At 42.5% G+C, this 6,977-nt stretch carries 8 protein-coding genes; all 8 read left to right on the top strand.

Annotated features, from left to right (window positions below; all coding sequences use genetic code 11):
• Nucleotides 1-99: 99 nt before the first annotated feature.
• Complete coding sequence (locus tag C7B77_RS20090; RefSeq protein WP_245894282.1) at nucleotides 100-627, top strand: hypothetical protein; 528 nt, start codon at nucleotides 100-102, stop codon at nucleotides 625-627.
• A 72-nt stretch (nucleotides 628-699) separates the two neighbouring features.
• Nucleotides 700-1,254, top strand: coding sequence for a siphovirus Gp157 family protein (locus C7B77_RS20085; RefSeq protein WP_106308930.1), 555 nt, complete (start codon nucleotides 700-702; stop codon nucleotides 1,252-1,254).
• A gap of 284 nt (nucleotides 1,255-1,538) precedes the next feature.
• Complete coding sequence (locus C7B77_RS20080) at nucleotides 1,539-2,066, top strand: hypothetical protein (protein WP_106308927.1); 528 nt, start codon at nucleotides 1,539-1,541, stop codon at nucleotides 2,064-2,066.
• Entirely contained in the window at nucleotides 2,063-2,656 is a 594-nt protein-coding gene (locus C7B77_RS20075) for a vWA domain-containing protein (RefSeq protein WP_106308924.1), read from the top strand. Before C7B77_RS20080 ends, C7B77_RS20075 begins: the two co-directional genes overlap by 4 nt.
• A gap of 80 nt (nucleotides 2,657-2,736) precedes the next feature.
• A complete protein-coding gene (locus C7B77_RS20070; protein WP_106308921.1) occupies nucleotides 2,737-3,084 on the top strand; it encodes a hypothetical protein in 348 nt (115 codons plus the stop codon).
• Between the two features lie 71 nt (nucleotides 3,085-3,155).
• Complete coding sequence (locus C7B77_RS20065; RefSeq protein ID WP_106308918.1) at nucleotides 3,156-3,434, top strand: hypothetical protein; 279 nt, start codon at nucleotides 3,156-3,158, stop codon at nucleotides 3,432-3,434.
• A 35-nt stretch (nucleotides 3,435-3,469) separates the two neighbouring features.
• On the top strand, nucleotides 3,470-3,904 hold the full coding sequence (locus tag C7B77_RS20060) for a hypothetical protein (RefSeq protein ID WP_106308915.1): 435 nt from the start codon (nucleotides 3,470-3,472) through the stop codon (nucleotides 3,902-3,904).
• A 77-nt stretch (nucleotides 3,905-3,981) separates the two neighbouring features.
• Nucleotides 3,982-6,939, top strand: a complete 2,958-nt coding sequence (locus tag C7B77_RS20055; RefSeq protein ID WP_106308912.1) for a strawberry notch family protein — start codon at nucleotides 3,982-3,984, stop codon at nucleotides 6,937-6,939.
• Nucleotides 6,940-6,977 lie beyond the last annotated feature (38 nt).

The following is a 6,977-nucleotide window of genomic DNA, read 5'->3' as shown; positions in this document are numbered from 1 at the left end:
AAACTAATGTTGTGGAATACATGTACAACGATAAATACCATTAAGTAAAAGCTTTGCACATCTTCTCTATATGATAATGTCGTTCAAGCTGGCTTTATTTTGAGTAATGGTGAAATTGGGAATAGTTCGATTTCTGTCGAACCATTTATCATGAGGCTCGTCTGTACTAACGGTCTAATTCTCAAAGATAAAAAGCAACGCAAAAATCATGCCGGACGTAGTGCTGAAAATAGCGATTTATATGCCATCGACACTATTCAAGCGATCGATGATGCTTTCAAGCTAAAAGTTCGTGACTTAGTGCGAAATGCAATTAGTATCTCCACCTTTCAGGAAGCTGTTGCAGACATGCAAGGAGCCAAATCTAACCCGATTACTGGTAGTCCGGTTAAGGCGGTTGAAGTGACTGCTAAATCAATTGGACTTAGTGAAAATGAATCTGGTTTGGTACTGAAACATTTAATTGATGCTGGCGACCTTTCCCAATTTGGGATGCTCAATGCTGTCACTCGTACTGCTGAAGATATTGAATCTTACGATCGCGCTACAGAAGTCGAGCGGCTTGGCTCCAGCGTTCTATATTTACCAACCACCACTTGGCGAGAGATTGCTACTGCAAACAGTTAATTAATCTTACCACTTGCTCCAGCAATTCACTGGGGCATTCTCGATTTAACTACTCACACCAAAGAATTAATCATGACATCATTATTAGATTTAGAGTTAAGCCGCGACGATTTAGTCGAACAAATTATGGCTTTTATTGAAGAGGAAGAAGTAGAAGGTAAAACCGATACTATTGCCTTAATTAATAGCTTCGATGAGTTAGAGGCGCAAATTGCCACTAAGGTAGATGCTATTGCTGCGGTAGTTGCAGCCAAAGAGGGGGAAATTGCTTATCTCAGAAAACGCCGCGATAACTTTAATAGTCAGATTGAAATCAGAGAAAATGCTATATCGAACTTTAAAACTTATCTCAAGAAAATAGTAGAGAATCGTGACAATCCGATTATTAAAGGTCGAGAGGCAACTATTAAGGTCATTAAAAATGGTGGAAAACAACCGCTATGGACTAATAGTAATATTCCCGCCCAAGATTTTCCTCCAAATCTGGTCACAGTCCAAACTAGTTATAAAATTTGTACCGATACAATTCGCCAACAGTTAGCGGAGTCTGGTGCAGAGGAATTGGTAGTTGATGGGGAAGTTTTAGCCAAGCTTCAGCCCAGAGGAACCCACCTCAGAATCGGTTAATCACTCGCAAACATTACTTTAAGGATATCCCATGTTAACTAGACTAATTGCTGCTCGTCAACACTTTATTTGTTTGCTTAACGGAGAATTTGAGAACCGACAATTTTCTATTAGTGAAGCACTGCTAGAAGTCTATTACGAATTCTTCGCTTGGTAACAAACTTTCACTTTCAGAGGTATCAACTTACAGTAATTCCCAGCGCAACCTTTATCAATCGACTATTCAGTACCAATCGCAATTAGCGGTTGGTACTTTTTTATGTCTTTCTATTCAAATATTTAGTATGGATTTATCAATTTTACCAGACGACCAATTACTTCAATTAATTGAAGCAGTAACTAAGGAAGTTGCTCGACGGGCGATTGCCATTCAAGCTGCAACTAATAAATATTGGCAAGATACTAAGGAAGAGATTTTAGACAATATCAACAATTGTCAAGCTCCTATTGATAACGATTGCACTAAAGCAACAGTTATTAGTTTACTCAAAAATCTAGACTTTTTTAGAGCCTATAAATATGATTCATTTTCCTTATCTATCTGGGAGAAAAATGGGGATATCAGACTGTATCTCCAACAAAGTTTCAAGAATAATGGCTGGAAGTTTACCTACTATCATACTGGGAACCCTTGGAAGTTTAAAGCCTCGATTGAAGCTCCAGATCTAGATCCAAGTGGTATCTCTGGGTTTAGAAACTTTGGCAGACTTATATGTGACGAGCTGCCAGTAAAGTTTAAATGTTTCTCCACCCATGATGCCAAAAATCAGATCGATACCCAACTATTACAACGATACCAATCGAAATTATGACCGACTTAGTTAATACCTTGACCTCAATTATTCAACAGGCATCCCAACTACCCGATTTGGGAATTGCTGCTAATTATAAACAACGGCTTGGATCTGGCAATCCTGAGATTTTCTGCTTGTTATTAGATACATCAGGATCGATGACTAGTGATTGTAAAGGCAAAGAAACACGAATTGATGTCCTGCGAAAAGCCGCCGAATCGCTTGATTGGCAATTCTACCAAATGTTTACTTTCGATAACTTATGTCGCAAAATCTCTAGTCCTGATGCGCTGGTGGGATGCTGCGGTGGTAGTACAAATTTGGCTCTAGGATTGCGAGAAATTGCCAAACTCAATCCCTGTAAAACAATTCTCATTTCTGATGGTGAACCAAATAGTGAGGAGGATGCTCTTGCTGCTGCAAAAGAGTTAACTGGGACTATTTCTACTGTTTTCATTGGTGATGATGAGGACAAGAATGCCATCGCGTTTATGCGGAAACTTGCAACACTTGGCTGTGGCAGTACTTTTGTCCGAGATTTAGGTAAAGGACACATTGAGTTGAGTGCGACGATTGAGCGGTTAATCTTACCACCTTCAAGATCTTGAAATACCAGATTGGTGAGAAGCGTAAAACTTGATACCTAGCCAGGGATCTATCGTTGGCTTTTTTGTACCTATTAATATCTATGAGTCGAAAAAAACATCGTTGTCAGGGACAAATTAGCCTGTTTCTAACTCCATCTTTGTCCGAAAGGAGCATTCTAGAACAGTGCCTGTATCAGTCCTTACATAGCACGGCAGGAGCCGAAGAGAGATGGGACAGAATTAGAGCATTGCAACCTACCGATGCCCAAGTAAAACGTGCAATTGCCTACGAATTCGGCATTTATGGCGGCAGTACTTATCCCCAAATCCACGCTCATGCAGGTGGGGCGAATCCAAAATTTTGGATGAATGATGTAAATCTATGTAATCCACCGACTTTAACGGGGCAAGCACTTATCGATTTAGTTAGAGAAATCCTAGATTTATGAGAAACAAAAATATCTTAATTGCCCAGTCATGCAATTAGAACTTTCCCCTAAACTAAAAGTAGAAATTAAATATGTACGAATCAGAAAATAAGAAAGTACAAGAAATCGTTCGGATCGTCCAAATACAAGGTTGTACGATCGATGGCAAAAAAATTACTCTAAATGACTTAGATCGCCTTTGCCAAGATCTCAATCGATCGGATAAAGCAGAAATTGCAGATTTAATAGGAAGTATTATGGGAGAACTAGAACATCTGTATAGCGAACGACAATACTTAGATGGCAGTATTAAGCCTTTGGAGGCTGCTAAAGAGAAATTAGCACAAATAATAAATCTCAAATTAGATTGAAGATAATTTTATTACCCACTCATTAATCTAAAAATATGCAACTCCAATCTAATCCCATGACCATCGATACCTATCTCGAACATTATGGCTACGCTGCCATTCGAGATGATGGACAAAATAAATTAGTTCAGTTAAAAAATCTCAAGCTAGTCCAAATTGAATCGAGTGTAGATAATAGCTACATTATTCAAGAATTGACTCAAGGTAAAGCCGGAGAACGCTGGGAGGATATTAGCATCGAAACAGTAATCGAACATATCCAAATGTTGGAAGGCGGTAATGATACTTTCGCTAAGATCTGGCACGTTGATGATGTGCTTTCGATTAACTCAACTCTGAGTCGGGAGCGGGCACGATTAGTCCTGACAATGGCAATGGATAACCATGATGCCAACATCGGGATTAACTGGGAAGTTCTCACAGAATATGTAAGTCAAGTTTTAGAAATGGAAGCCGCAGGGATTATTTAAACCTAAAATCGAATCTGTTTTCGCCAGCAATTAGTAATAGTTGCTGGCTTTTTTGTGCCCATTTATCGCCAAGTACTATGATTGCCCAAGTTAGAACCCAGACTCAAGTAGCTGTTACAGAATTTGTCACTAAATTAAGAGCAGACGAACGTTTAGCTCAAAATGTTGTCGTCGAATTGATGAGCTATATCTTCGGCGATCTTGCCAGTGGTAAATGGCATTGGAAACAAGCGACAGATCTAATTGAGGGTGCTGTTGTCAGAATGCTACTCGACGATGATTCTAAATCACTTGAAGATGTCGAAAATCTTCAAAGTTTGATTCCCCATCATCAAGTGAGATCCCAACAACAAATCCAATTTCAACAGTTCTCAACCCCACTCGCCCTAGCCTGGATTGTCGGTCAACTTTCTTCAGTTAAAGGGAGTGATATTATCGCCGAGCCGAGTGCCGGAACGGGTATTCTTGCCGCAGCTACCGCAAATAGATTGTTTTATGATAAACCTCGCCGCATCATTCTCAATGAGATTTCCCCCTCCAGAAAAGCTCTGCTGCGGGAATTATTCGATGCACAACATCCAGTTTACTCAGTTAATGCAGAATATCTCAACGATACATTAAACCAGGGCGAACAGCCGACTTTAATCCTGATGAATCCACCATTCTCATCCTCAATCGGTAACGATAAACGGGATAAAGAATGCTGTATGAAACATCTGCGCTCGGCACTACTACGACTGCAAGAAAATGGCCGATTAGTAGCAATCGTCCCCCACTGGTTGAGTCCTGAAAAGCAACCTAAATATTTTGCCAGTCTACCATCCCAATTGCAGTTGAGTCTGTTCGTAGATGGTAGCCATTACCGACACCACGGCACCACGATGGATACCCGCATTTTAGTATTCGATAAAATTTCACAGACCGAAACTCCAAAATCTATCGATCTGAAATTTGCAACGACAGCAAGAGAGTTATCAAATTTAGCCGCACAATGTCCAGCACGAAAAATCTATAACCCTCATCAAGGAGTCAAAATTGCTGGAACCGTTGATTTCCAGCCTCAAATTCAACCTCCAATTCAACTGCTGTTTGCTGGATTGCCATTATTTCAGATTCAGCCAGCCGCACAGCTAGAAATAATTTTCGAGCCAGTTGCGACCGTTCCCAATCTCGCGCCGCCAATCGTGGCAATCGAGCCGCGCAAGCAATTTGAAGATTTGGTGCAACTCGATTATCAACCAGCCACCAAACACGAATCGCCCATGACTGATGGCGTTTATGCCGTCTATCGAGGTGCAATTGAGATCGCTGGAGCTACTCCCCACCCATCCCCTATCTGTGAAAGTATAGCCATGTCTGCGATCGATTCTCCCCCTCCCACCGTTCGCCCAATCTTACCAGCACGAGTAATCGCTGAAAATCTAGCTTCTGATTGCCAACTGGAAACGTTAATCTATGCTTGCCAAGCTCATTCTAAACTGCTCGATACCCCTTGGTATATTGCCGACAACGGACAGATTGCAGTGGCTAATCCAGATAATCCCGATGGTAAATATCATCGTCAGGGCTACTTTTGCGGTCATAATACTGGGCTGGGTAAAAGCCGAATCATCGCGCTACTCATTCTCACTAACTGGTGCGAAGGACGCAAGAAAGCTGTTTGGGTGAGCAAGAACGAGTCCTTACTCGAAGATGCCCAACGCGATTGGATGGCGATTGGCGGCAATGCGGCTCAAGTAGTGCCCTTATCCAAGTTCGCCCAGGACAAACCCATTTTGATGTCTCAAGGCATCTTATTCGTCACTTATGGCAGCTTGCGGAGTGCCGCCAAAGGTCACAAGAAGTCCAGAGTCGCCCAAATCGTTGAATGGCTGGGTGATGAGTGGGAGGGAATTTTGGCGTTCGACGAGTCGCACCTGATGGGTAATGCTAGTGGTGAAGAAAACGAACGGGGCATCACCAAGGCTTCGGCTCAGGCATTGGCGGGGACGAATCTTGTCAATCGTCTACCAAATGCCCGTGTCACCTACCTAAGTGCCACAGGTGCAGCCAAGGTAAGTAGCCTGTCTTATTGCCAGCGGCTGGGGCTATGGCAGACTCGCAGCTTCCCATTTGCTTCGAGAGCTGATTTTATTAGTTCGATCGAAAATGCTGGTGTCGCTGGGTTGGAAATGGTAGCTAAAGACCTCAAAGCGGTGGGATTATATCTCGCTCCTAGTCTGAGTTTTGATGGGGTGAAGTTTGAAACTGTCACCCACGAATTGACCCCAGCCCAACGCGAAACATGGAATACCTATGCCGAAGCATTCAAACATATTCACCACCAAATTAGTACCGTTCTCCGTGCAATTAACCTCGAAACAGAAAGTGGCAAATGCACTAATGGTCGAGCTAAAGCGGTGGCGATGGGCGTATTTGAAAGCGTTAAGCTCCGGTTCTTTAATGCGCTGATTTGTGCTGCAAAAGTGCCCACACTCATCGATTGCCTCGAACGAGATTTGGCTGCTGGACATGCTTGTGTGGTGCAACTGGTATCTACTGGAGCAGCATCGATGGAACGGCGATTAGCAGAGATTCCGGCTAGTGAGTGGGGTGATATGCGGGCAATTGACTTCACCCCCAAAGAAGGGATAATCGAGTATTTACTCACTGCTTTCCCAGTCCACGTTTATCAGGTGTCCCAGGATGAAAATGGCACAATTAAAAGCGAGTTAATGACCGACGAAAACGGCAATCCGATTATTTCCCAAGAAGCTCTAGCCGTGCGGGATGGGTTAATCGAACGGATGTCGATGCTACCCCCAGTCAACAGCTTACTCGATAGTCTGAACTGGCATTTTGGGACTTTAGTAGCCGAGGTGACTGGACGCAGCAAGCGCGTGATGCTCAAGGATGGACGCTATCAACTATCTCAGCGTTCTAATTCGAGTAATGTCGCCGAAACAAATGCTTTCCAGGCTGATGAAAAGCGAATCTTGGTATTTTCACAAGCGGGTGGTACTGGTTATCTTATACAAAAATTATATATTAAATAACAACAACAACGAGCCTCTTTTTCTACATCATACAAATA

Origin of the sequence: Chamaesiphon polymorphus CCALA 037 (assembly GCF_003003845.1) — a bacterium.
In the GTDB taxonomy this organism is placed as follows: Bacteria; Cyanobacteriota; Cyanobacteriia; order Cyanobacteriales; family Chamaesiphonaceae; genus Chamaesiphon; species Chamaesiphon polymorphus.
This window is presented reverse-complemented; position numbering and strand designations above follow the sequence as displayed.

Excerpts from the sequence above, each read along its gene's own strand:
- C7B77_RS20085 (WP_106308930.1), top strand. The coding sequence starts at position 700 with ATGACATCATTATTAGATTTAGAGTTAAGCCGCGACGATTTAGTCGAA.
- C7B77_RS20080 (WP_106308927.1), top strand. The coding sequence starts at position 1,539 with ATGGATTTATCAATTTTACCAGACGACCAATTACTTCAATTAATTGAA.
- C7B77_RS20075 (WP_106308924.1), top strand. The coding sequence starts at position 2,063 with ATGACCGACTTAGTTAATACCTTGACCTCAATTATTCAACAGGCATCC.
- C7B77_RS20070 (WP_106308921.1), top strand. The coding sequence starts at position 2,737 with ATGAGTCGAAAAAAACATCGTTGTCAGGGACAAATTAGCCTGTTTCTA.
- C7B77_RS20065 (WP_106308918.1), top strand. The coding sequence starts at position 3,156 with ATGTACGAATCAGAAAATAAGAAAGTACAAGAAATCGTTCGGATCGTC.
- C7B77_RS20060 (WP_106308915.1), top strand. The coding sequence starts at position 3,470 with ATGCAACTCCAATCTAATCCCATGACCATCGATACCTATCTCGAACAT.
- C7B77_RS20055 (WP_106308912.1), top strand. The coding sequence starts at position 3,982 with ATGATTGCCCAAGTTAGAACCCAGACTCAAGTAGCTGTTACAGAATTT.